Here is a 22819-nt window from a genome sequence, read left to right on the forward strand (position 1 = left end):
AAGCAACAAGATTATATTGCTATTAAATAACAACTCGAGTGCTCTATAATCCCGGCACTCAAAATACCTCAGGGAATTTATAATGAAGTCAATTCTTGCTGGCAGCGCAATCGTTGGGGCTGCGCTTATCGTTTCATCCTTAATTGGTTCCGGCCCGGTTTTATTTAAGAGTGAAAATATTATCCCCGTTACCGGCGGTGCAGTGAAACTCGGTAACATCTACGATGAACACAAAGTTGTTTCCGTGAAAATGATTTTTGATGACAACGTCTCGAATCAGGAATTTTTGGAGCAGGCTAATGCGGATGATTATAAAACCGCCTATAAAAACAAGCTCACAGAGCTGGCTAATTTAGTCAATCAAGGTCGCAAAGAAGCAGAGAAAACGACGGCAGAAAGCCTGACGCTGACAAAACCAGCAAAATTAGAAATCACCACTGCAGTAAGGTACCGCAGCGAGTACCAGCCGGTATTCACCCTGGCACTGGGCACGAAAACGGTTGATTTACCGGTTGGCACTCAGCTTTACGCAAAATCTATTGAATCGGTAGATGCCTTCCTGAAGGAGCAGAAACCGCAGTTTGACTCGGCGCTGTACCTCAAAAAGTAGGGTATTGAATTTAGGTAACCTCCAGCTCTCTGCAAGTTTTTTGCTGTTTACTCAGAACGCGTCCGGTAATAATGACCTGGACGCCTTGCTTAATCGTTGCTCGAGCGCTGTACAGCTATCATAGCCACGTATGTTAGTGTTCACTTTCGCTGTCAGCGAAATGGCTTCCGTATCCAGATGCCCATGTCAGACGGCATAGTGCAGCGGGTAACGCCCTCCGGTGTATCAATTTCAAGAGGTGAAAAAGTGGGAAGCATTAAAGAGTGATCAACATTGCTGGCCGAGGATAAGGGAGTGTCCACGATGGCAGCCTTCGTTGTTGTCTAATTTACCCGGCCGTTAATTAAACGCTGACGGCGGGGCGAATGAGGTGGCGCTGGTATGGCGAAGCGGGGAACAGCTTTCACGGATAAAAGCGTTAGTTAATGTGGCCAAAAGCCTGCTGACTACAGGAAAATAAGTACAAAGCAAAAAGGCCACTGTAAACATGGACTCTAAATCAATTTTTCTTAAAAATATGAGTACGGGTTTTTAGCAGCTTGATCTCGACATTAATCCATCGGGTATGAAATGCTTTCATTTTTATCTTTAATTAAATAATGGTTAATATTAATTAATGCATTACATGTTGTTAAGGTTTTCCTGGTATGTGATAAACCAGCGCACAATTGCGCCGGAGGCATCATGTTTAAATCAGTCAGAAAAAAATCTTTTTTAGGTAATGGTAAAAATGATTTCGTTGAGGAGCTGTTGGAGTACTCTCCATTCCCAGTGGAAGGAAGGGTGTTGCCGGGCGACGATGGTCATTTATCCTTGCATGTCACAAGGCAACACCAAAGGGCAATAGCCTCAGGCGAGTACCCTGAAAAATTTATCAGGCATAATTTTGTTCATGGAATAAATAACTTGCCTGAGGTCGATAAATTAGATCATGAGTTATACAAGAGTTTAAATATTCAGGATCGTCACCTTATTCTGAGTAATTATCTGTATGCGATGAGTAAATTACCCACTTATGCAGGTAATAAAACATTATATCGTGGCACCATGGTGGATAAAGCGTTTTTTACTTCGCTACATACAGGGAAGTATTTGCAATCTCATCAGTTGTCATTTTTTAGTGAGAGTAAGTTGGTTTCTCATTCCTTTATTGATAACTCAGAGGGAAAACGTGTCCCAGTGCTGTTTGTGATCAACAAACCTCCCTTAAATGTTTTTAAGGAAGGTGTCCTTGATGTTCCATTATATTCAAAGTTAAAATCGGACTTACAAAAACTCGGTGTGAAAGAATCAAAGTTAAAAGGAATAGGCTCAGCCGAATCCTATAAGGAAGTTATTCTGCCACCTGGTGTTATGTTTATGATTTCAAAGATTTCATCAACAAAAAAAATTCACAAAAATAATATTAATGTCATTGAGCTTGTTTATAAAGATAAAACTGATGAGGTGTTCAACACCCCGCTTTACTAATGCTCGCTGAGTAACTAACTTGCTGAGCATCCTCTTTTTATAAGGGAATTTTGTTCCCTTTGTTTAACTACGAGCATAATTATTAATGAGTGTAGTTAATTTCTAAACCATTGCTCTTAAAAAACTGGGCATTGGTTCTCAGGGTAGTAGGTGCGGTAGGTGTAGTAGGTGTACTCTTCTTTCTGGCTCTTACCCTGCGTCAGTTGAATGGTTTTATCTTCTACTGCGGCGGACATGGCCAAAGCGTTGAGGTCTCTGCCCAGGGCTTTCTGTTTAGAGGCCTGGGCATCGGCGTCGGTTTAGCGCAAGCCAGCCTTATCTGGGAATTACTGACGCTATTGCCTGTGACGATCGCGGCTGCGTAGGCCATTGATCATGAATAAATACAGCAACATGATTATTTATTCATGATATGTGCATATGTCTGGCAATATGTTACTCGCCAGTCTGACAATAAACGAAATACCCAGGACAGAGAGATTTTTATTCCCGTCCGCCAGAAAATGTGAATTATGGAAGTGTTTTATAAGCAGATTAACACTGTTAAATATAAAGGTTATTGAATGCCGCGAAAAACTAATGCATCTAACTCCTCGCGGAGCACTGGTTTTGAAATGTAGTATCCCTGAAATAAATTGACGCCCATTTGCTTTAGCATAATGAGCTTTTGTAGGCTATCAACACCTTCTGCGATGCACTGGCTGCCTGTCACGCTGGCATAATAGATTAGACCATCAATAAGATTTTTATCATCGTGGTTATTGATAAACGTTTCTACAATGTAGCGATCAAACTTGTAGCTATTAAATTTTATCTGCCTGACTGGAAAGGCAACGCTATTTTTGGCGAAGCAATCATCCAGCGCAAGTTTTACGCCCAGGCTGATAAGCTGATTTAATACGGCTACCGTTTTAGACTCATAGCTTAAATCCACATTTTCGTTGATATCCAAAACAAGGCAGCGTATCCAGGTCGGATCTAGCAGCTGGGCTTTGGCAGTCTCAACAATTTTAAACAGGGCAGTACCCTCAGTGAGGGCCCGTGGAATATTGACTGAAAACTCCAGTTTTCCTGCATAGTTGTTTATATTCACCACGGCTTCTCTGATGATGTAAGCCGTGAGCATGACCCACGTTTCTCTGGTCCTGATCTCATGGAAAAAGTCTTTCGGCAACAATACGTTGCCGTTGGTGTACCAGCGGCAGAAGATCTCGAATCCTACGATCTGCATCTCGCTGTCTACGATGGGCTGGAAAACGGGGAAGATCAGACCATGCTGCAGGGCGTGGGTGATTTTTCTCTCCTCGCTGCTGAGCAGTCTGGTCGTTAAGCCCCTGGGCTTCGACTGGCGCTGCGTTTTACGATGCCGGCCCGGCAACAGTCTGGCCATCATCGGGTGAATAGCCGCCAGTTTTTTTAACCCGCTCGAACGCAGGTTATAGAGCGTTTTAGTACTGAAGTTTTTTATTGCCGCAGCGTCCTCTTTATCAGAGGTACTGAAAAGCTCCAGTAGCGTATTGACCTCATGAATTGTAAGACCTTCGTGACGTAAGCCGCCATTACGTTCCTCTTGCCTGGCTAGCGAGACGAGCGTTGGAATGCTTTTAATATCCTGATGAAGCGTACTTCTGAGTTTAACCACGCTGGTATAAATACTGACGATCCTGATGGTGCTGAGGTTGGCGCTTCGCGGCAGAACGTTTTTAAAATAACTAAAAAGCCATGAAGATGACAGGCTACTTATTATCAGGGTATTGATCTTATGGTGATGCATCTGTAACAGCAATATCAGGCTTTTCAGCGTCATCAGCATCTGAAAAGGATCTTCAGGAATAAATACAATCAGATAATTAAAATCATCATTTTCATTCTTTTTAGAGATCAGTCGGCTGTTTTTTTCCGGGCTAATCAGTTTTGTATTCATTCCCTTTTCATGGAGCAATGCAGAAAGGCCTGTTGCAGAAAAATGACAGGCAGAAAGTATGTGATAAACAAACTCAACATGGGAATGTTGAGATGGCACAGGCAATAACGGTGAGGTTATATTCATATCAATTATCCATTAGTCATTATTTTATATACCCGATGCAATAGGTTTTATTGCGTGGTATATCCTCGCCAGAGGTATTTTTGATATGTGAAAGCCTGGCCGGCGCAGCATGAAAGTTGTCTGCGTCAGGTGTTACGGTTTTGATGTGCAAGCTAAGATTTGCGGTGCAATGCCAGATTAATGATGCATGTTAAATTCCTTTTTAAAAAAAACGCTAGAGGGAAATCGCCAGTAATATGAATGATAAATTCAATGCAATGAATGTTTTATAATTATTTTAAGTGAAATCATCCCTGCTGGTTTTTTGGATTTTTCCTTGTTTTTGAATTTTTGGGAACGTTACTGTTTCACCTCTAGTTTCTTTACAGCGTGTAGAATGTCAATAGAAATTAATTTTAAAACCGTGATTGAGAATAAACTCAGGGAAAATTCCGAATAGGATTAAATATAAAAAACATTTAAAATCAATGCAATATGATGATATTGATGTTTTGTTAAATATAATTTCAAAAACGATTTAAGATACTTTATTAATATTTCACCCCGGCTCCCCACCAATATTGAGAGGGTAGCTCTCTTAGGGGCGAGCTTATGTGAATAGGCGATCGTTTCGTGAAGCTGAAACATAGGTCTTATGGAAGGCATAGCGACTGCCGGTTCTGATTCGTTTTAGTGAAATTGTTTAAAGGAATAAATTATGAAAATCAAAAATCTGGCTTTCGTTGTACTGTCAGCCCTCTCTCTGAGCTCGGGAGCGGCTTATGCCGTTACGGTTAACGGTGGCACCGTTCATTTCAAAGGTGAAATTGTTAACGCAGCCTGCGCCGTTGATGCGGGCTCGGTGGACCAGACTGTTCAACTGGGTCAGGTTCGTTCCGCCCGACTGGCAGCGGTAGGCAGCACCAGTTCTGCGGTAGGTTTCAACATCCAACTGAATGATTGCGATACCACTGTTTCCACCAAAGCTTCCGTTGCGTTCTCTGGCGTAGCCGTGACCGGTAAAACCGACACGCTGGCAATTCAGGGGCCTGCGGCGGGCGGTGCGACTAATGTGGGGATTCAGATCCTCGACAGCACCAGCACACCGCTGGCACTGGATGGGGCAACCTTCAGCGCCAAAACTACGCTGAATGATGGCACCAATATTATTCCTCTGCAGGCTCGTTACATCGCGCTGGGTGCTGCTACAGCCGGTACCGCCAATGCGGACGCGACCTTTAAAGTTCAGTACGAGTAATCAGTCAGTCATACAGGGAAATCACTCGGGGCCAGGGACGGCCCGTCATCTACTACGGATTTGAAGGTGATAATGATGAGAGGAATAAAGCGGGTTCTATTGGGCGTTCTTCTGCCCTCGCTGGCGCTGGCCGGTAATCGAACACATGTCATGCTGCCGGGCGGCAATATGCGCTTTCAGGGCACGATCGTTGCCGAATCCTGTCGCGTAGAAGCGGGCGATCGCCAAATGACGGTCGAAATGGGCAGGATCAGCAGCAATCGCTTCCACGCGCCAGGCGAAGACAGCGACCCGGTGCCTTTCGCTCTCCACCTTCAGGACTGTAATACCAATGTTAGCCGGCACGTTGGCGTGGCGTTTATGGGCGTTGCTGACGGCAAAAACCCGGCGGTACTTTCGGTGGGCGAGGGGCCCGGCATTGCTGAAGGCGTGGGCGTTGCCCTCTTTGATGCCGAGGAGCGCCAAATCCCATTGAATGCCCCTGCAAAGGTCTGGACCCGGATATACGCCGGGCCAAACACTCTCCATTTTATCGCCAAATATCGCGCCACCGGGCATCAGGTTACCGGGGGACTGGCGAATGCTCAGGCCTGGTTTGCTTTGACCTATTTGTAGCCTGGCCCCAGGTGTAGTGGACACAAACAACAACGACAAGGACAAAGGTGCGAGCGTGACAAAAAGCTTACTAAGAGGTCGCGGTTTACTGGCGGCGATGATGATAGCTGCGGCAATGGGCTTTATGGCTCGAGCAGAGGCAGGGGTGGCGTTAGGGGCAACTCGCGTTATTTATCCTGAAGGGCAAAAGCAGGTTCAGCTGGCAGTGACCAGCAACGATGAAAAAAGCACTTACCTTATTCAGTCGTGGGTTGAAAACGCCAATGGCGATAAAGACAGCCGTTTCGTGATTACCCCGCCGCTGTTTGCCATCAAAGGGAAAAAAGAAACCACGTTACGCATTTTAGATGCAACCAATAACCAGCTGCCGAAGGATCGGGAGAGCCTGTTCTGGCTGAACGTGAAAGCCATTCCTTCCATGGAAAAATCAAAGCTGAATGAGAACACGCTCCAGCTGGCGATCATCAGCCGAATCAAGCTTTATTACCGCCCGGATAACCTGGCGTTGGCCCCGGAGAAAGCGGCAGAAAAACTGACCTTTAGCCGCAGCAACGGCCAACTGATTTTAAACAATCCCACCCCGTATTACCTGACGGTGACAGACATTAATGCCGGCACCCGCGTGCTGGACAATGCGCTTGTCCCGCCGCTGGGAAAAACCTCCGTGAAGCTACCGGCCGATGCCGGGACCAACATCACTTACCAGACCATTAACGACTTCGGTGCGCTGACGCCACGGATGCAGGGCGTTATGCAGTAATTCAGGACAGGCCGTCCTGCGTTAAATAACAACGAAGAACTGACTGCCGGGCGAATGCTGACCGGAGGGACAATGTCACATCTAAAATATGGATTAGCGCGTTTCGGCTCCCGTCGCCCACGGCGCAAATTAGCTTCTTTTTTTACTCTGGTACAAACGCCGCTGGCACTTTTAATTGCTATGCAGGCCTGTTCCGCCCATGCGGATTTGTATTTTAACCCGCGCTTTTTAGCCGACGATCCTTCGGCAGTGGCTGATTTGTCCAGTTTTGAAAGTGGGCAGGAAGCGCCGCCGGGGACTTACCGCGTCGATATTTATCTCAATGAAGGGTTTGTCACCACACGGGACGTTAAATTCGAGACGGCAAAGAGCAGCAGCGGCCTGGCTCCCTGCCTGACGCGTGAGCAATGGGCCGGAATGGGCGTTAACGTGGCGGCCATTGCTGGCATGAATGCCCTGGCGTCGGATGCCTGCGTGCCGATGACTGAGCTTATCCCGGAGTCCACTGCCGGGTTTGATGTCGGCCTGCAAAGGCTGGACCTGACTGTGCCGCAGGCGTTTATGGGCAATCGGGCAAGAGGGTACATCCCGCCTGATCGCTGGGATAACGGCATTAACGCCGGTCTGCTGAATTACAATTTCACCGGCAATAGCGTGCAAAACGATCGCGGTGGTAACAGCAATTATGCGTGGCTGAACCTTCAGAGCGGGATCAATGTCGGGGCATGGCGACTGCGTGACAACACTACCTGGAGCTACAACAGCGGCGGCGGCAATTCAGCGAGCGAAAATAAATGGCAGCACGTCAACACCTGGCTCGAGCGGGATATTATTTCGCTGCGCTCCCGGTTAACGCTGGGCGACAGCTATACAGACAGCGATATTTTTGACGGGATCAATTTCCGGGGGGCTCAGCTGGCCTCCGACGACAATATGCTGCCCGATAGCATGAAAGGCTTTGCGCCGGTGATTCGCGGCATTGCCCGGGGCACGGCGCACGTCATCGTCAAACAAAATGGCTATGAAATTTATCAGGGCACCGTTCCGCCCGGCCCGTTCACGATTAACGATCTCTATGCGGCCACTAGCGGCGGCGATCTGCAGGTCACTATCAAGGAAACCGACGGCAGCAGCCAGATTTTTAGCGTGCCGTGGTCATCCGTGCCCGTTTTACAACGCGAAGGGCGCACCCGTTTTTCTCTGACCGCCGGGGAGTATCGCAGCGGCAATCGCCAGCAGGAAGAGCCTAAGTTCTTCCAGGGCACGGTGCTGCAGGGTTTGCCCGATGGCTGGACGCTTTATGGCGGCAGCCAGTTGGCTGACCGCTACCGCAGCTTCAACCTGGGCGTAGGGAAAAACATGGGCGTGCTGGGGGCGCTGTCGATGGACGTCACCCAGGCCAATGCCAGGCTTGCGGATGACAGCGAGCACCAGGGGCAGTCGCTTCGCTTCCTCTATAACAAATCGCTGAATGAACTGGGCACCAATATTCAACTGGTGGGCTACCGGTATTCAACCAGCGGCTATTTTACCCTCGCCGACAGCGCCTACAGCCGGATGAGCGGTTACAGCGTGGAAACGCAGGACGGCGTGATTCAGGTTAAGCCTAAGTTTACCGACTACTACAACCTCGCCTACAACAAGCGCGGCAGGGTGCAGTTGAGTCTGACCCAGCAGTTGGGCAGAACCACAACGCTTTATCTCAGCGGCAGCCACCAGACCTACTGGAACAGCAGCAGCGCTGACGAGCAGATGCAGGTGGGGCTGAACGCCGCCGTGGATGACATCAACTGGACGGTTAGCTACAGCCTGACGAAAAACGCCTGGCAGGACGGGCGCGACCAAATGCTGGCGGTAAACGTCAATATCCCGTTCAGCCACTGGCTGCGTTCCGACAGCAAATCCGTCTGGCGTAACGCCAACGCCAGCTACAGCGCATCACACGATCTTAATGGCCGGATGACTAACCTGGCCGGGTTGTACGGCACGCTGCTGGAGGACAATAACCTGAGCTATAGCGTGCAGACCGGCTACGCGGGCGGCGGGCACGGGAATAGCAGCAGCACAGGTTATGCCGCTTTGAACTATCGCGGCGGATACGGCAACGCGAACGTGGGCTATAGCCGCAGCGACGGCATGAAACAGGTTTACTACGGTGCGAGCGGCGGTGTGCTGGCGCACGCGGATGGCGTGACCTTCAGCCAGCCGCTTAACAGCACGGTCGTGCTGGTGAAAGCGCCCGGGGCCGGTGATGTCAAAGTCGAAAACCAAACCGGTGTACGTACCGACTGGCGTGGTTATGCCGTGCTCCCGTACGCCAGCGATTACCGCGAAAACAGGATCGCGCTGGATACCAACACGCTGGCCGACAACGTTGACCTTCAGGATGCCGTCGCCAACGTGGTGCCAACCCACGGTGCCGTGGTGCGTGCGGAATTCAAGCCACAGGTCGGGGTGAAAATGCTTATGACGCTGACCCACAACGGCAAGCCTGTGCCTTTCGGGGCCATTGTGACCGCCGAAGGCCTGTCGGTGAGTAGTATTGTGGCCGATGGCGGGCAGGTGTATCTGAGCGGCATGCCGCTGGTGGGCAAGGTGTTGGCCAAATGGGGGGACGGGCCGGGCGCCAGCTGCGTGGCGTACTATCGTCTGGGTGAAGAGAGCCAGAAGCAGATGCTGAGCTCGCTGTCGGTGCTGTGTCGCTAAGGAATAAGCATGACTAAATCTCTTTATATCGTCGGCATCGCCCTGTCACTGTTTGCCGCCTGTGCGGAAACGGCAGACAGCACGATTACGATTCGCGGCAATGTCCGGGATAACGCCTGCTCGGTTGCGGCGGAGTCAAAAGATTTCACCGTCGACCTGATGAACAACCCGGCCAAACAGTTTTCTGCGGTGGGGGCCACCACGCCGCTGGTGCCTTTTCGCATCGTGCTTTCCCCGTGTGGCGGCCTGGCGACCGCGGTGAAAGTGGGATTTACCGGCGTGGCGGATAGCATCAACACCAGTTTATTAAAGCTGGACAGCGGTGTATCGGCGGCAGCAGGCATGGGGATCCAAATCCTGGACAATGCCCGGACACCGATGCCGATCAACGCAGGATCGTCGGCTATTCAGTGGACCACGCTAAAGCCTGGTCAAACTAACGTGTTGGGTTTTTATGCACGCCTGAAGGCAACACAGCTGCCGGTCACCGCCGGACACGTAAATGCGACCGCAATATTCACACTTGAATTTCAGTAACCGGAGGCGGACATGAAATGGATTCTACCCGGGAGGGTGTTTGCCGGAGTACTGCTGGTGCTTTCTGCCACGGCGAAGGCGGATGACGTCACTATTACCGTGAACGGCAGAGTGGTAGCGAAGCCCTGTACGATTTCGACCCCCACGGCGACGGTCGATCTGGGCGATCTCTATACCTTTAGCCTGGTGCAGGCCGGTGCCTCATCTGCCTGGCATGATGTTGCGCTGAGTTTGACCAACTGCCCGGTCGGGACCTCTAAAGTGACCGCGACGTTCAGCGGTACGGCGGATGCCACGGGGTATTACGCCAATCAGGGCACGGCGCGTAACCTCCAGCTTCAACTGCAGGATAGCGGCGGTGCGACGTTGAATAACGGCGCCAATAAAACGGTGCCAGTCGATGCCGGCAGCCAGGCGGCGAGTTTTCCTCTGCAGGTCAGGGCGATAACAGTCAACGGCGGGACTACCCAGGGAACTATTCAGGCGGTGATCAATGTCACCTACACCTGGTCCTGATCGCAAGGAGGATGGAATGAAAAAAATCATCGCGTTATTGGCCACGGTGGCCGGTCTGGGGTGGTCAACCGTAAGCCAGGCGTTTACCTGCCAGTCGCTGGGGACATCCATCAGCGGCTCCGGCACCGTGAACGTCAAGGTTAATCTTGTGCCGTCCATTTCGGCAGGGCAAAACTTAGTGGTCGATCTTTCCCAGTCGATTCAGTGCAAAAACGATGCTCCCGCCCAATATACCGATCCGGTAAGGATCAAGTCCGGCTCCGCGTATCAGGGCGTGCTCTCTGCTTTCAGAGGGTCATTAGGCTATTACGGGGTGCAATATCCTTTCCCTACAACAACGGAAACTGCCTGGGTAAACCACACCTGGGGCGATTATCGTGGCTGGCAGGCCGTGCTGTATTTAACGCCCATCAGCACCGCCAGCGGCGTGGTAGTTAAAGCCAACACCATGATTGCCCAGCTTATTCTGGAAAAAGAAGACTCCATTAACGGAAATCGCCAGATCATCAACTGGAATATTTACGCCAACAACGATGTTGTGGTGCCCACCGGCGGCTGCGATGTGTCCGCCCGTAACGTGACGGTTAATCTGCCGGATTACCCTGGCACAGCGCCTGCGCCCGTCACCGTGCGCTGCTCGCAAAACCAGAGGATTGGTTACTTTTTGTCAGGCAACACGCTGGGCAGCGATAACTCCATTTTCACCAATACGTCAGCCAGCTCGCCTGCACAGGGGATTGGCGTTCAGCTGTTGCGTAATGGCGCCGCTTTAGGGGCAGGCAGCGCCAACACTGTTTCTCTGGGAACGGTAGGGACAACCCCGGTTAATCTGGGGCTGACGGCCACCTACGCACGAACCACCGGGCAGGTTACAGCGGGCAATGTGCAGTCGATAATCGGGGTGACGTTTGTTTACCAGTAGCGGCACACCCGAAAAGGTGAGCGAGCGTGTGACTTACATTCTCTCGCCCTGCAACATGATGGCGTGCGGGCTGGCGAATTTGTTATCTGCAAGTCAAACCTGCACGGTATTTTTCCCAGGCTCAGGGAAGGAAAGATCGCAGGAAGAGAGCGGGGCGCGGTTTGTGGTCTATCTGCCCGAACAGCCCTACTGGCTGCTTGCCGTCTTGCGACAGGTGGCCCAATTGCTAGATCGAAACGACGGCCAGCTATCCATGCTCATTTTGAGCCGTAGCTCAGCCTCGTGGATCTGGCGTTCGCTGCAGAAGTTAGTGAAAAAAGACGCTTATCTGAGCGGCGTGCGGGTGGCTCCGTCCGATCTGCCCAGCGCCAGCCTGGCTGCGCTGCTGCGGGGAGACTGGGATAACAGCGTTAGCCTCAAAAAACACGCCCTTGAAGAGGAACTGGTGAGCCAGATCCGGCCAGAGGGGCTGACCCGAAAAGAGCTGGATGTGCTGGTGGACTCCCTGGCCGGGCAGACGATTCAGGAGCAGGCGAAACAGCGCGGCGTCAGCCATAAGACGCTGTATGTACAGCGCATGTCCGGGCTAAAGAAAATGACCCATCCGTTGCTGCATGAGAAAGCGCCGATCGCGAGCAATCAGCAGAAAAAAGGAGACACAGCGGGGACGCTGGCTGCCCTTTCACCGTTTGAAAGGGAGCTGGTTTATGCCATCCACAATCGCCAGATTTACCCCGTATTCCAGCCTATTGTGAACGGTGGCTTACAGCTAAAAGGGCTCGAAATCCTTGCTCGCTGGCATCGAAACGGGCAAACCCTACAGCCTGCTGAGTTTTTGCCGCAGATCCGCTCCAGCTATACATGGCGGCTATTAACGGCCTTTATGCTGCAAGAGGCGGTGGGCGGCATTAATCAGTACCAGGGGGCGTATTATTTTGCCGTTAATATTCCGGCTGCAATTTCAAACAGCGAAAGTCTGTTCGGCATTATTAAACAGCTGAGCACCCGGCTGATAAACCCGTTCTGGACGGACAGGCTGGTGCTGGAAATCTCAGAAGATCTGAATTTGAATCAGCATCAGGAGAGCCGGTTCTTTATTACCCAGCTTCAGCATCAGGGATACCGGGTGATGCTTGATGATTGCTTTTCGCAGAGCAGCGTTTATTTCCCGGTGCGGGCGGTGCGGTTTAACGATTACAAACTGGACCGTAAAGTCGTGGCAGACGCGCAGTATGAACCTCACGCGCTGGCGCTGATCAAAAGCCTGGCGTATTACTGCGAATTAACGGGAAGTTATTGTGTTGCCGAGGGCATTGATAGCCGCGAGAAATTAAGGCTGCTGCTGGCATCCGGGGTACATCTCTTTCAGGGATACGGTATTTATAAGCCTGTTTTCAAGTTTGAATTACGGCAAATGATTGAGGCTTTGAAAAAAAGAGAGACGGTGCAGCCTATAGCCTGAATCCGCGCTTATTACCCTCTCCCTGGAAGGGAGAGGGAATAAAACTTATGGCGCTACTCCTTTCTCCCTCTCCCCTTTGGGGAGAGGGCCGGGGTGAGGGGCAGAACGATTCCCGAATGTTTAGGATTAGCGATTCTCTTCAATATAACGAGCCAGATCCGCCGGAGTTTTCAGCACCGTGGCTACCTCCGTCGGCGGGATCATACAGCCGTACACATCCTGTACTTCCAGTACCAGATCAACGGCCAGAATAGAGTCGAGAATATCGGACTCGATCAGCTCATCGTTGAAGCCGACCTTGCGGGACAGCACTTTTTCAAACAGGGCGAGAATTTCTTGTTCCATCTTATTTTCCTGGGTCATTAATTCGTGCGAGCCTGGGTATCCAGCAGCTTGCGGTCGATTTTGCCGTTAGGGTTCAGCGGCAAAGCGTCTTTAATAATGATTTGTGAAGGCACCATATAAGGCGGGATCACCTTCGCGAGCGAAGTTTTGATCGCCTCCGGGGCCAGGCCGGTGACGCAGAACGCCGCAATGCGCAACACGCCGCCGCCGGATTTCATCAGCGGCAGTACTACGGCTTCGCTAATGCCGGACATCGCCAGCAGGCGGTTTTCTATTTCGTTGATTTCAATGCGGTAGCCGTTCAGCTTGATCTGGCTGTCGTTGCGGCCCTGGCAATAGATCAGCCCATCTTCGTAGCCGAGATCGCCGGTGCGGTAGCCGCGGTAGTGTTCACTTTCGCGGCGCAGCAGCTTCGCGGCGTTTTCCTGCGGCAGGCCGAGATAGCCGCGCATGACGTTTTTCCCCCAGATGATCAGCTCACCTTCGGAGGTAATCTCCATGTGGGATTCTGGCATCATGGTGCCTACCGGCAGCACGTCGTTTTCGCTGTGCAGGATCTCGTCGGTGATTTCAATCACCGTGGTGGCGATGGTCGCCTCAGTCGGGCCATAGGAATTAAGGATTTTGGCCTGCGGGAAACGGCGGCGTAGCTGTTTTACTAGCGCCTTATTCAGCACTTCGCCTATGAACACAAACACGCTCAGCGCGGGCAAATAGTCGGCACTAAACTGCGGGGAAAGCAGCTTCTGGTAGGCGAAAGAGGGGGTGGAAACCCAGGCCGAAACCTTGTTGGTTTTCAGGCGCTCAAGCCAGTTTTCAGCGGCAATATCCTCCTTGGCGTTCAGCACAATGTGCCCGCCGGTGGCGAGGTTCGCCAGCAAAGGAATCAGGGACAGGTCGAAGCTGAACACCGCGTGGTTCATTAACACCGGCACGTCCGGCAGCGCAAAGTCCTCGCGCACCCACTTCATGAAGTGCCACAGGCTCTCGCGGCCAATCTGCACGCCTTTCGGTTTCCCGGTGCTGCCTGAGGTAAACATGATGTAGGCCAGGTCAGGTTCGGCCAGCACGCTGCCGGTTTCGCCGGTCGCCACAAACTGCTTCGCCACGACGTCGTAATAGTAAGGGGCGCTGGCAAGCTGGCAGATCTCTTTCAGCCGCTCCTGCGGGTAGATGCAGTCCACCGGGATATACGGGATGTTGTGCAGCAGGCAGCTGTAAATTGCCACGGCAAATTCGGCCTGCTGATGCCCGTATAAAACCACCGGGGTGCCGGCGGGCTGTTCGCACTTCGCATAACGTTGTGCCCAGTCGGTTGCGGCGACGGAAAGCTGTTGCCAGGTCAGGGCGGCATCGCTGCCGCTGATGGCTAACTGGTTGGGGCGCGCGGGGTCAAGTAATGCCGCACGCAGAAAATCCTGCAGTTCCTGAAGCTCTGGATGAAGGTTCATAGAGGTGACATTCCACTAAAGATGTAGAGGGAGACCGCGGCGCTTGCCAGCGTCAGAATTCGTCCAAAAAACGCGATAACCGGATGGCGTAAGCCGTCACTCAATGCCGGGCTGCGTTTGGCTGACCAAAGCAGCATGTTATGGGCAACGGAAATGGCGCCGAACAGCGCGCCGCTGATGACGTAGTGTCGTTCAAGCCCGTTCCAGGCCCCCATGCAAAAGAGCGTGCAGAAGATGCCCACGTTCTGTGCCAGGGTTTTGTTTTGACGGAAAAAGTCGAGCTTCATCAGATTCATGTAAATCGGCATAAAGACCACGTCGCGCAGCCACTCAGACAGGCTGATGTGGAAGCGGCGCCAGAAGTCCTGCGGGTTTTTGGCCAGAATCGGCATGTTGAAGTTGGCCGGAATATTCAGGCCAAACAGCCGCCCGGCACCGATGGCCATGTTGCTGTAGCCCGCAAAATCAAAATAGAGATAGGCGCTGTAGGCGATAGACATCACCACGCCGACGGTGAGGGTGAACGGCCGGTGGCTCCAGGACTCAATCACCAGATTGTCGATCAGCATCGCAAACAAAAACTTCTGCACGACGCCGGTGACGATTTGCTCCACGGCCAGTAAAAACTGTTCGCGGGTCAACCTGAATACCGGCTTATTAATGTCGCCGACCCAGGTTCTCCAGCGGTACATTGGGCCCGCGAGAATAATAAACGGCATAAACAGATAGCAGAAATAATGCAAAAAATTCTGGCCATCTTTTTTGCTGCGGTAAAGCAACACGTCAATGGCGCGGAAGGTCATGAACGACAGGCCAATCATGCCCCAGTGATTATTCAGGTGTAACTTCACCAGCAATAGCGGCAGCAGCGTGAGGGTGACCGCTTGCCAGGTTTTTAACCAGCCTTTCTCTTTCAGGGTGACGAGAAGATAAAACGCAAAGAATACCGCCACCGGAACCAGGTAATCGCCCTGGAAAATATATCCCCAGGCCAGCGCTGCAAGCACGGAGAATGCCGCCAAATAAGTCAGCCGGTAATGCAATACGCGGTTAACCAGCGCAAACAGCAGTGCCGATGAAAACAGAAAGAAAAAAAATGCCCCGGAGCTATACATCATTCATCCTTCAGAATTTTTGATATTCAAAATGCACTTTGATACTCATGCTGTCGTCCACGGAAGACCACGCAATCACCGTGATGCCCAGCAAGAGGTAAAGCACAAACAGGCGAACGGCTGTTTTCATCGTGTAAAGCTCTCGGCAATAAAGCGGTCCATGGCAACCCACGCCAGCTCGGTGGGATGCAGGCGATCCCAGTTCCAGCCGTTTTGATAAGGCTGGGCGTACATATCGAAATAGCGCACCTGGTTTTGCTCGAGATACGCCCTGATCTGGCGGTCAACGGGCTGGAATTTCTGCGTGTTTTTCAGCGCCCACGGGTTAAGCGGATCGACGATCACCACGAACTGGGCGTGGCGAGATTTGAGCAGATCGATACTGGCCTTGAAGGCTTCCATCTGGCGGTTTACCACCGGCGTTTCATACCATTCTTCCGCCGTTTTTCCGTCTTCATATACGCTTTTGTCCATCCACAAAGTGGCGGCACTTTGCTGACGAACCTGGTTCAGTACGCGGGCGTGAGTCAGCTGTTCGTTCCAGTCTGGCGCGGCGTATTTTTCAGCGGGAGCGGGCCACGGGCGGTGTGCTTCAGGCACAATGCGTAGCCATGCCAGCCAGTGGTTTTTTACCAGCGTGCAGAAGTTAGCAAACTCATAATTAACAGACTGCCAAATAACATTTGGATGCCAGCCATATATTTTCATTTCGCCCAGGGTTAAATGGCTGATGTCCTCTTCATCAATATGGTGTAAGTAATTGACCAGGAAAGGACGGGCTTTTTCATCCGCCATCAGCGGGTTAAAAATAGCGGCCGGGAAATGATCGGCAAAAATAGCCGGAGGAATAGTGTCAAAATAAAAACTGTCCGGCGCAAACAGCAGAACAATTTTACTGTTGGCATTTATATCGTTTTTAAAACGTGAGAGCAGCAGGAATTGCGTGATGTTATCGACATAACTATCTCCGTAAGCCACTACCGGCTGATGTAATTGCTTATTAAAGTAATTATATACAGCGTAATGTTCATCTTCGGATGTCGACACCTCAGATGCCCCAAGGAAAAATAATGCATTGCCTTGTAATGCATGGGAAATTGTCGCTATTTTCTCTTTTTGTTCTTTCGCCGTGCCGTCCATCGATTTAATCAGCGGCTGGAATGTTAGCGGCGCGGACAAGCCCGTCACCAGGGCCGGAACGCATAAGACCAGAACGGCAAGCAGCGCCATCAGGATATGTAGGCAGAGAGTATTTTTGATCTTCATTATTAATGTAAGGCTACATGACTACCATTTGTTTAAAATTTGTTATTTTGTCTCAACACAACAAATCGTCCCTGTGTACCGCTGCACTATATACCAGCCTTCCCCTCGATGATGAGCGTTGCTGTGTAACGGTATGTACAATGAACTTTGCGTGGTAATAAAAGTCTGTGGGGCTAAGCCCTGCGTAAACCAGGGCAGAGAGTGGGGATTATCACGGCGGTTTATGTCAGGCCGTCTCACTTTTCTGTTCAGATTTATGACAAAGTAAATCGACCATCAACAGATGAAAAAGAATATGTAAAATATTATCTTTATAGATTTTATATCTTGATTTTTTATTTTGGCGAGATTTTTTATGTTGGCATTTAAAGTTGTTATAAAAAAGATGTTTATTTATTTGTAAATTAACTGTGTTATGTGCGTTTTTTATTAATGGCATTGATTTTATTGGTTTTATTTTGTTTTTCATCAGTGTGTTTGACGTGTCTCTCGCTTCTCGAAGGATTAAAGAAAATAAAGCTGCATTTTCTCGACTGAAAGCGCAATATGCTTATCCGATCCGTTATCAGTTACCTGGAACCTTCGCCGCGAGTGAACGCTATGAGTTTAAAAATACGCAGAGCAAAACCTGAAGATGCCCCGCTTTTGGCGGCGCTGGGAAGTACAAGCTATCGCTATCACTTTGAACGGCATTGGGTTTCCGGGGCAGAGCTGCAGGCCTTTATTGAGCAGGAATACGCTCAGGATACGTTAACTGAAAGCCTGGCGGATCCGACGGTTAGCTGGTTTATTGCTGAGGCCGAAAAGCCCGTGGGGTTTGCCAAAATCAGCTGGAACCGCCCGGTGCCAGAGCAGGCGTTTTCAGGCGCTCTGCTGAACAAACTCTACCTTGCGCCCGGTGAGACAGGCAAAAACTACGGCAAGCTGATTTTCGACGAAATGCTCCAGCTGGCGCAGCAGCGAGAGCAGGAGTACTTCTGGCTGGAAGTACTGGAGGGGAACGAAGGTGCACGGCGCTTTTATGAAGCGCAGGGCATGCGCCACTTAACCAACGAAACGTTTTCCAGCGCCACGCAAACCAGCACCATTTATATTCTCGGCAAACGTCTTTAAACATCATGAAATCAACACTTTTATCTGCCTTTTTCATTGCCGCGCTTAGCCTGCCAGTCGCCGCCACGGCCACACCAAACGTTCAGGTAGGTTTCTCACCAGAAGGCTCGGCGCGGGCGCTGGTGCTGCAGACGATTGCCGGGGCGCGAAAATCTATCCGCATGATAGGTTATTCGTTCCAGGCACCCGATATTGTTCAGGCGCTGGTGGACGCGAAAAAGCGGGGCGTTGACGTCCGCGTGGTGGTGGATAAAAAGCGTAATCAGAATAAAGCGAGCCTGAAAGCCATGAACCTTGCGGCGGCGAACGGTATTCAGCTTCGTATTGACGGGCATTATCACATTCAGCATGACAAGACGATCGTTGTGGATGAGCGAACCGTTGAAACCGGCTCGTTCAACTTTGCGCCTTCCGCCGAAACTGAAAACAGTGAAAACGTGGTGATACTAAGCAATATGCCAGATATCGCCAGGCAGTATGTTGCCCACTGGGAAAGCCGCTGGGCGCTGGGTGTGCCTTTCAAGTTCATTCAATAAACTTTCTCCCCGTACTTTCATTTTGTCCTTCTGAGCCTCGCGGAAAACCTGATTGATGTTTTAATTGTTATGTTATAACGTTTGTTTTTTTTCGTGTAAGGAATACACAGGGGAACAATATGATCATGAAAAAATCGGCGTTTATTCTGGGCATGGGCGTGTTGTTGGCGAGCCATCAGGTGCTGGCGCACGGCCACCATCACGGCAAACCGCTTACGGAAGTGGAACAAAAGGCGAGCGAAGGGATCTTTGACGACGTTAACGTGAAAGATCGTGCGCTGTCCGACTGGGACGGGATCTGGCAGTCGGTCAATCCCTTGCTGCTCAGCGGCGACCTCGATCCGGTGCTGGAGAAAAAAGCCAAAAAGAGCGGCAAAAGCCTGGCGGAGTATCGCGCGTATTATCAAAAGGGCTATGCGACAAACGTGGAGATGATTGGGATTGAGAATAACGTCATCGAGTTTCACGTCGGCAAAGAGATACAAAGCTGCCATTACGACTATGCCGGGCACAAAATCCTGACCTACACCTCGGGAAAGAAGGGCGTTCGCTACCTGTTTGAGTGCAAAGACGCGCAGTCCAAAGCGCCAAAGTTCGTGCAGTTTAGCGACCACATCATCGCCCCGCGCCAGTCGCAGCATTTCCATATCTTTATGGGAAGTGAATCACAGGAGGTCTTGCTGAAAGAGATGGATAACTGGCCGACGTATTACCCGTACAACATGACCAAAGCGCAGGTTGTCGACGAGATGCTGCATCACTAACAACGTCAAAGGGCGGCCCGGTGGCCGCCTTAGTGTTTAGAACAGGTAGCGAGTGCCAATAGTGAACTCGCTGGAGGCCAGACGGGCCTTCATCTGCTCATCCTTCAGGCCGCGCACGTTGCCGAAGGTGTTATAGCCGCTCTCCACTTTCCCCATATCCACGTAGCGATAGCCCACGTCGAATCTCAGGCGGTCGATTGGCGAGTAGCTAATGCCCGCGCCCAGCGAATAAGCGAGATTGTTTTGTGTGCTGTCGGCGTATTCCCGGGTGACGTTGCCCTGCCAGCCACCGGCTTTCACTTTCGCAATGCCCACGCCAGCGGTGCCAAACAGCGACACGCCATAGCCAATGTCGTAATCGCGATAGACGTTCAGCATCAGCCGCTCGGTGTTCAGCTTCAGGTGGTTGAGGCTGGTCGGGAAGGCGGTTGAGCCGCTGGTAAACTCAGTTTTCTGGCGAAAGGTGTATTCCCCTTCGGTGCGCCAGCCGTTGCCGTACTGGTAGCCCGCCGCCAGTGACGCGCCGCTGAGTCTGTCTTTCTCTTTACCGTCAACAAACTGGCCGACGCCGGGGCGGCTGCTGGTGTCCTGGTCGCTGGCGCGCTGCTCGCTGTGGACGTATTTTGCCGAAGCGTAGTAGCCTTCATCGCTGGTGGCTGCGACGGCATGGCCTGCGCTCAGCAGAAGCGCCAGCGTCAGTAAGCTTTTCTTGTCATGCATGTCCTGCTCCTTGTGGTGTTATCCCGCGTTCAATTCTTTCTCAATAGCTTTTAAGCCTTCCAGGGCGCAGGCCTGATCCAGATGTCCGCCCGGTGCGCCGCCGACGCCGACCGCGCCAATCACCTGTTCACCGGCCTTCACCGGCACACCGCCTGCCAGCAGCAGGAAGCCTGGAATATCACGCAGGTTGGCCGCGCCCGCATTGGACTGAGCGCCTTTCATCACGTTGTCGGTTGGGTTTTTGGTGGTCAGCGAGGTGAAGGCCTTCATGCGGCTGGCTTCCACGGTATGCGGCCCGGCGTTGTCCATGCGCTTCATTACCAATGGCGTACCGGCGCGATCGACCACGGTGACCGCCACGTTGTAGTTATCTTTAGCACAGGCCTGAAGGACGCTTTGCGCCAGCTTATCGGCAAGCTCAAGGGAGATGTTTTTCTGGCTCAGCACGCCGGTGGCGGCGCTGGCCGTGGAGGCAAGACTGCCCAGCAGCAGGGCGCTTAACAGAAGACGTTTCATGATATTGCTCCAGAGTTGTTGGCTATGGGGCAATACTATGTAACGAGGGGCTGACGGGAAATTGGCGCGAACACCTAACTTCCCAGGTAGTTTTACTTAGTCTCTTTGGCGATATCGCCGTAGATTTTCAGCAGTTTGGGCAGCGAGTTGACTTCAAGCTTGGTGAAAATATTGGCGCGGTGCGCTTCCACGGTGCGAGGGGAAAGCGAACAAAGCTGCGCGATCTCCTTGCTGGAATAGCCCTGAATAAGCTGCTCCAGCATCTCTTTTTCCCGCGCGGTGAGGGTGGCCAGTTTTTCCTGCAGCGGCTGCCACTGCTGCCGGGCTTCAACCTTCGCTTTCTGTTGTTCCATTGCCGCGCCGACAACCTCGAACAGCAGGTCGGCATCAACCGGCTTGGTCAGGAACTCAAAGGCACCGTTCTTAAACGCCCGGCGGCACAGGTCAATGTTGCCGTGCCCGGTCATGATAATCACCGGCAGCGTCAGGCCCTGCTGCGTCCACTCCTCCAGCAGCGTCAGCCCGGTTTTCCCGGGCATGCGGATATCGAGCAGCATGCAGCCGTCGAGCTGGCTTAAGTCACCGGCGTTTTGCTGAAACGCCTGGGCGCTGTCAAAAGCCTGGGTGCGCCAGCCGACGGTGGCGAGCAGCAGACTCAGCGAGTCGCGAATGGCAGCATCATCGTCAATCAGCCAGATACACGGGGCCATTATTTCTCCTCATCCTTAAGCGGGAACCACAGGCGGAAGCAGGCTCCGCCCGCGGACGTGTTGCTGGCCTCCATGGTGCCGTTCAGGCGCTGCACCAGCGTGTCGGCGAGCGCCATCCCCAGCCCGACGCCCTGCGCGCGGGTGGTGAAGAACGGGATAAAGACCTGTTCCAGCGCCTCAGGAGAAAGCCCCGGCCCGCCGTCTGTCACCGTCAGCGCGATACCGTTATTGTCCGAACTTGCCTCCAGGTGTACCCAGCCTGCGCCGTTGGTTTGTGCCTGAATCGCGTTGCTGGCGATGTTATGCAGGATTTGCTCAACCCACAGCGGCGGGGCATACAGCGGCGGCAGGTCATCGACAAAATGGCTGGTCATCCGGATTTTGCCGCTTTTCAGTTCGTTATCCAGCAGTTTGCACACGTGCTGCCAGAGCGACGGGAGATCGACCCGCTGGTACTCGGCGCGTTCGCTGGTGAGCTTCTGGCGGAACTGGCTGAGCAGGGCGTCGATGCGCTTTATCTGCAGCACTGCGGCGTCCAGAAGATCCGGTACCTGGGCCGGATTTTCCTGTTTGATAAGCCTTATCGCCGCCTGGTTGTAGCTCATGATGGCGGTCAGCGGCTGGTTCAGCTCGTGCATCATACCGGCCGCCAGTTCCCCCATGGTATTGAGGCGTGTCAGTTCGGCGTAGCGGGCTCGCAGGTCAGCAATGTCCCGGCGGCGTTTGTTGGCCTGATACTGCGCCAGCCAATAGATTGCCAACGCCCAAAACAGCGCCGGAGAGGCTATCAGCCACCAGGGCAGTTTTGCCCAGGCCGGGCTGTCGCTGGCCGAAACTAAAAACGACTGCGTTGGGCTGGCCACGGTTTTATCCCATTGCCAGTAACCCGCATCAGCGCTGCCCTGTTCGCAAAGGATAGTGTTATTCCAACGGATGCTGAGGTGTTGAAACGTTTTTTTCTCCCCCAGCGTGTCGAGCAGCGTCGGGAGATCAATCAGCAGCGAGAGGTTAGGGCGGTTCAGCCAGTAGCGGCCGTTTGCTTCCGGCACAATCGCCAGACGAGGCTCCGGGTTGTCATGCCGCCGCCATTCGACGATCTGCGGCAGAATGTGCTGCACCTCAACGGCGTTTTGGCTGACGGGCAGCAGCGGAATGATGGCATCGTGCTGGGACAGCTTGACCGTGATTTCGCGATAAAGAATGCGGAAGTCGGCGGATTTGTCTTCGTACTGCTGCTGTAGAAACCAGGCACCAAGTCCGGCACAGCTAAGCAGCGTGAGCAGCAGCCAGCTGATTACCCTTAACATGTAAAGTCCTTTTGTCGGCGTCGGCTGAAATGTGGCCTCAGTATGGAGTAACTTCTGGGCAAAAAAAAGCGGACACCGTAGCGCCCGCCTT

Annotated in this window: 22 protein-coding genes; 13 read left to right on the forward strand and 9 right to left on the reverse strand. The window is 52.1% G+C overall.

The genetic code is table 11. From position 1 onward, the window contains the following. Positions 1-82: 82 nt before the first annotated feature. Together B9Y90_RS04150 and B9Y90_RS04155 are read left to right on the forward strand one after the other, a co-directional pair. A complete protein-coding gene (locus B9Y90_RS04150; RefSeq protein ID WP_085540314.1) occupies positions 83-610 on the forward strand; it encodes a hypothetical protein in 528 nt (175 codons plus the stop codon). Between the two features lie 684 nt (positions 611-1294). After that, a complete protein-coding gene (locus B9Y90_RS04155) occupies positions 1295-2080 on the forward strand; it encodes a hypothetical protein (RefSeq protein ID WP_085540315.1) in 786 nt (261 codons plus the stop codon). Positions 2081-2636: 556 nt separating this feature from the next. Here B9Y90_RS04155 and B9Y90_RS04160 read toward each other — a convergent pair. Beyond that, the gene (locus tag B9Y90_RS04160) at positions 2637-4130 is read right to left on the reverse strand and encodes an EAL domain-containing protein (protein WP_085540316.1); all 1494 of its coding nucleotides are present in this window, start codon (positions 4128-4130) and stop codon (positions 2637-2639) included. A 697-nt stretch (positions 4131-4827) separates the two neighbouring features. On the opposite strand from B9Y90_RS04160, the gene fimA reads away from it, so the two are divergent. The 8 genes from fimA to B9Y90_RS04200 all read left to right on the forward strand — a co-directional run bounded on the left by fimA (position 4828) and on the right by B9Y90_RS04200 (position 12885). Further along, positions 4828-5367, forward strand: a complete 540-nt coding sequence (fimA, locus tag B9Y90_RS04165) for a type 1 fimbrial major subunit FimA (RefSeq protein WP_039290571.1) — start codon at positions 4828-4830, stop codon at positions 5365-5367. A gap of 75 nt (positions 5368-5442) precedes the next feature. Then, positions 5443-5982: a type 1 fimbrial minor subunit FimI gene (locus tag B9Y90_RS04170; RefSeq protein WP_039290575.1), complete on the forward strand. Its 540-nt coding sequence runs from the start codon at positions 5443-5445 to the stop codon at positions 5980-5982. A gap of 55 nt (positions 5983-6037) precedes the next feature. Then, positions 6038-6742 (forward strand): fimbria/pilus periplasmic chaperone, encoded by a 705-nt coding sequence (locus B9Y90_RS04175; protein WP_409335181.1) that lies wholly within the window; start codon positions 6038-6040, stop codon positions 6740-6742. A gap of 72 nt (positions 6743-6814) precedes the next feature. Continuing rightward, positions 6815-9448, forward strand: a complete 2634-nt coding sequence (locus B9Y90_RS04180) for a fimbrial biogenesis usher protein (protein ID WP_085540317.1) — start codon at positions 6815-6817, stop codon at positions 9446-9448. 9 nt (positions 9449-9457) lie between these two features. After that, positions 9458-9985 (forward strand): type 1 fimbrial adaptor subunit FimF, encoded by a 528-nt coding sequence (locus tag B9Y90_RS04185; RefSeq protein WP_085540318.1) that lies wholly within the window; start codon positions 9458-9460, stop codon positions 9983-9985. Between the two features lie 12 nt (positions 9986-9997). Beyond that, positions 9998-10501 (forward strand): type 1 fimbrial minor subunit FimG, encoded by a 504-nt coding sequence (locus B9Y90_RS04190; protein WP_039290588.1) that lies wholly within the window; start codon positions 9998-10000, stop codon positions 10499-10501. Between the two features lie 16 nt (positions 10502-10517). Continuing rightward, positions 10518-11423 (forward strand): fimbrial protein, encoded by a 906-nt coding sequence (locus tag B9Y90_RS04195; RefSeq protein WP_085540319.1) that lies wholly within the window; start codon positions 10518-10520, stop codon positions 11421-11423. A 28-nt stretch (positions 11424-11451) separates the two neighbouring features. Then, positions 11452-12885: an EAL domain-containing protein gene (locus B9Y90_RS04200; protein WP_254902629.1), complete on the forward strand. Its 1434-nt coding sequence runs from the start codon at positions 11452-11454 to the stop codon at positions 12883-12885. A gap of 126 nt (positions 12886-13011) precedes the next feature. Here B9Y90_RS04200 and B9Y90_RS04205 read toward each other — a convergent pair whose 3' ends face one another. The 4 genes from B9Y90_RS04205 to B9Y90_RS04220 all read right to left on the reverse strand — a co-directional run bounded on the left by B9Y90_RS04205 (position 13012) and on the right by B9Y90_RS04220 (position 17062). Further along, positions 13012-13230: an acyl carrier protein gene (locus tag B9Y90_RS04205; RefSeq protein WP_008454337.1), complete on the reverse strand. Its 219-nt coding sequence runs from the start codon at positions 13228-13230 to the stop codon at positions 13012-13014. Between the two features lie 17 nt (positions 13231-13247). Beyond that, a complete protein-coding gene (locus B9Y90_RS04210) occupies positions 13248-14681 on the reverse strand; it encodes an AMP-binding protein (protein ID WP_085540320.1) in 1434 nt (477 codons plus the stop codon). Further along, entirely contained in the window at positions 14678-15796 is a 1119-nt protein-coding gene (locus B9Y90_RS04215) for a membrane-bound O-acyltransferase family protein (RefSeq protein ID WP_085540321.1), read from the reverse strand. The genes B9Y90_RS04210 and B9Y90_RS04215 overlap by 4 nt, the downstream gene beginning before the upstream one ends. Positions 15797-15922: 126 nt before the next feature. Continuing rightward, on the reverse strand, positions 15923-17062 hold the full coding sequence (locus tag B9Y90_RS04220) for a D-alanyl-lipoteichoic acid biosynthesis protein DltD (RefSeq protein ID WP_085540322.1): 1140 nt from the start codon (positions 17060-17062) through the stop codon (positions 15923-15925). Positions 17063-17662: 600 nt separating this feature from the next. On the opposite strand from B9Y90_RS04220, the gene B9Y90_RS04225 reads away from it, so the two are divergent. From B9Y90_RS04225 to zinT, 3 genes are all read left to right on the forward strand, one after another. After that, complete coding sequence (locus B9Y90_RS04225; protein WP_085540432.1) at positions 17663-18175, forward strand: GNAT family N-acetyltransferase; 513 nt, start codon at positions 17663-17665, stop codon at positions 18173-18175. A 5-nt stretch (positions 18176-18180) separates the two neighbouring features. Next, on the forward strand, positions 18181-18711 hold the full coding sequence (locus B9Y90_RS04230; protein ID WP_085540323.1) for a phospholipase D family nuclease: 531 nt from the start codon (positions 18181-18183) through the stop codon (positions 18709-18711). Between the two features lie 119 nt (positions 18712-18830). Continuing rightward, positions 18831-19475 (forward strand): metal-binding protein ZinT, encoded by a 645-nt coding sequence (gene zinT, locus B9Y90_RS04235; protein ID WP_085540324.1) that lies wholly within the window; start codon positions 18831-18833, stop codon positions 19473-19475. A gap of 36 nt (positions 19476-19511) precedes the next feature. On the opposite strand, the gene B9Y90_RS04240 is transcribed toward zinT, so the two are convergent. The 4 genes from B9Y90_RS04240 to B9Y90_RS04255 all read right to left on the reverse strand — a co-directional run bounded on the left by B9Y90_RS04240 (position 19512) and on the right by B9Y90_RS04255 (position 22728). Beyond that, positions 19512-20195, reverse strand: a complete 684-nt coding sequence (locus B9Y90_RS04240) for an outer membrane protein (RefSeq protein WP_085540325.1) — start codon at positions 20193-20195, stop codon at positions 19512-19514. Between the two features lie 18 nt (positions 20196-20213). Beyond that, positions 20214-20711: a GlcG/HbpS family heme-binding protein gene (locus tag B9Y90_RS04245; protein WP_085540326.1), complete on the reverse strand. Its 498-nt coding sequence runs from the start codon at positions 20709-20711 to the stop codon at positions 20214-20216. Positions 20712-20803: 92 nt separating this feature from the next. Then, entirely contained in the window at positions 20804-21421 is a 618-nt protein-coding gene (locus tag B9Y90_RS04250; RefSeq protein WP_085540327.1) for a response regulator transcription factor, read from the reverse strand. Beyond that, positions 21421-22728, reverse strand: coding sequence for a sensor histidine kinase (locus B9Y90_RS04255; protein WP_085540328.1), 1308 nt, complete (start codon positions 22726-22728; stop codon positions 21421-21423). Before B9Y90_RS04255 ends, B9Y90_RS04250 begins: the two co-directional genes overlap by 1 nt. Between the last annotated feature and the right edge of the window lie 91 nt (positions 22729-22819).

It is taken from the genome of Cedecea sp. NFIX57, from assembly GCF_900177785.1.
Classification (GTDB): domain Bacteria; phylum Pseudomonadota; class Gammaproteobacteria; order Enterobacterales; family Enterobacteriaceae; genus Cedecea; species Cedecea neteri_C.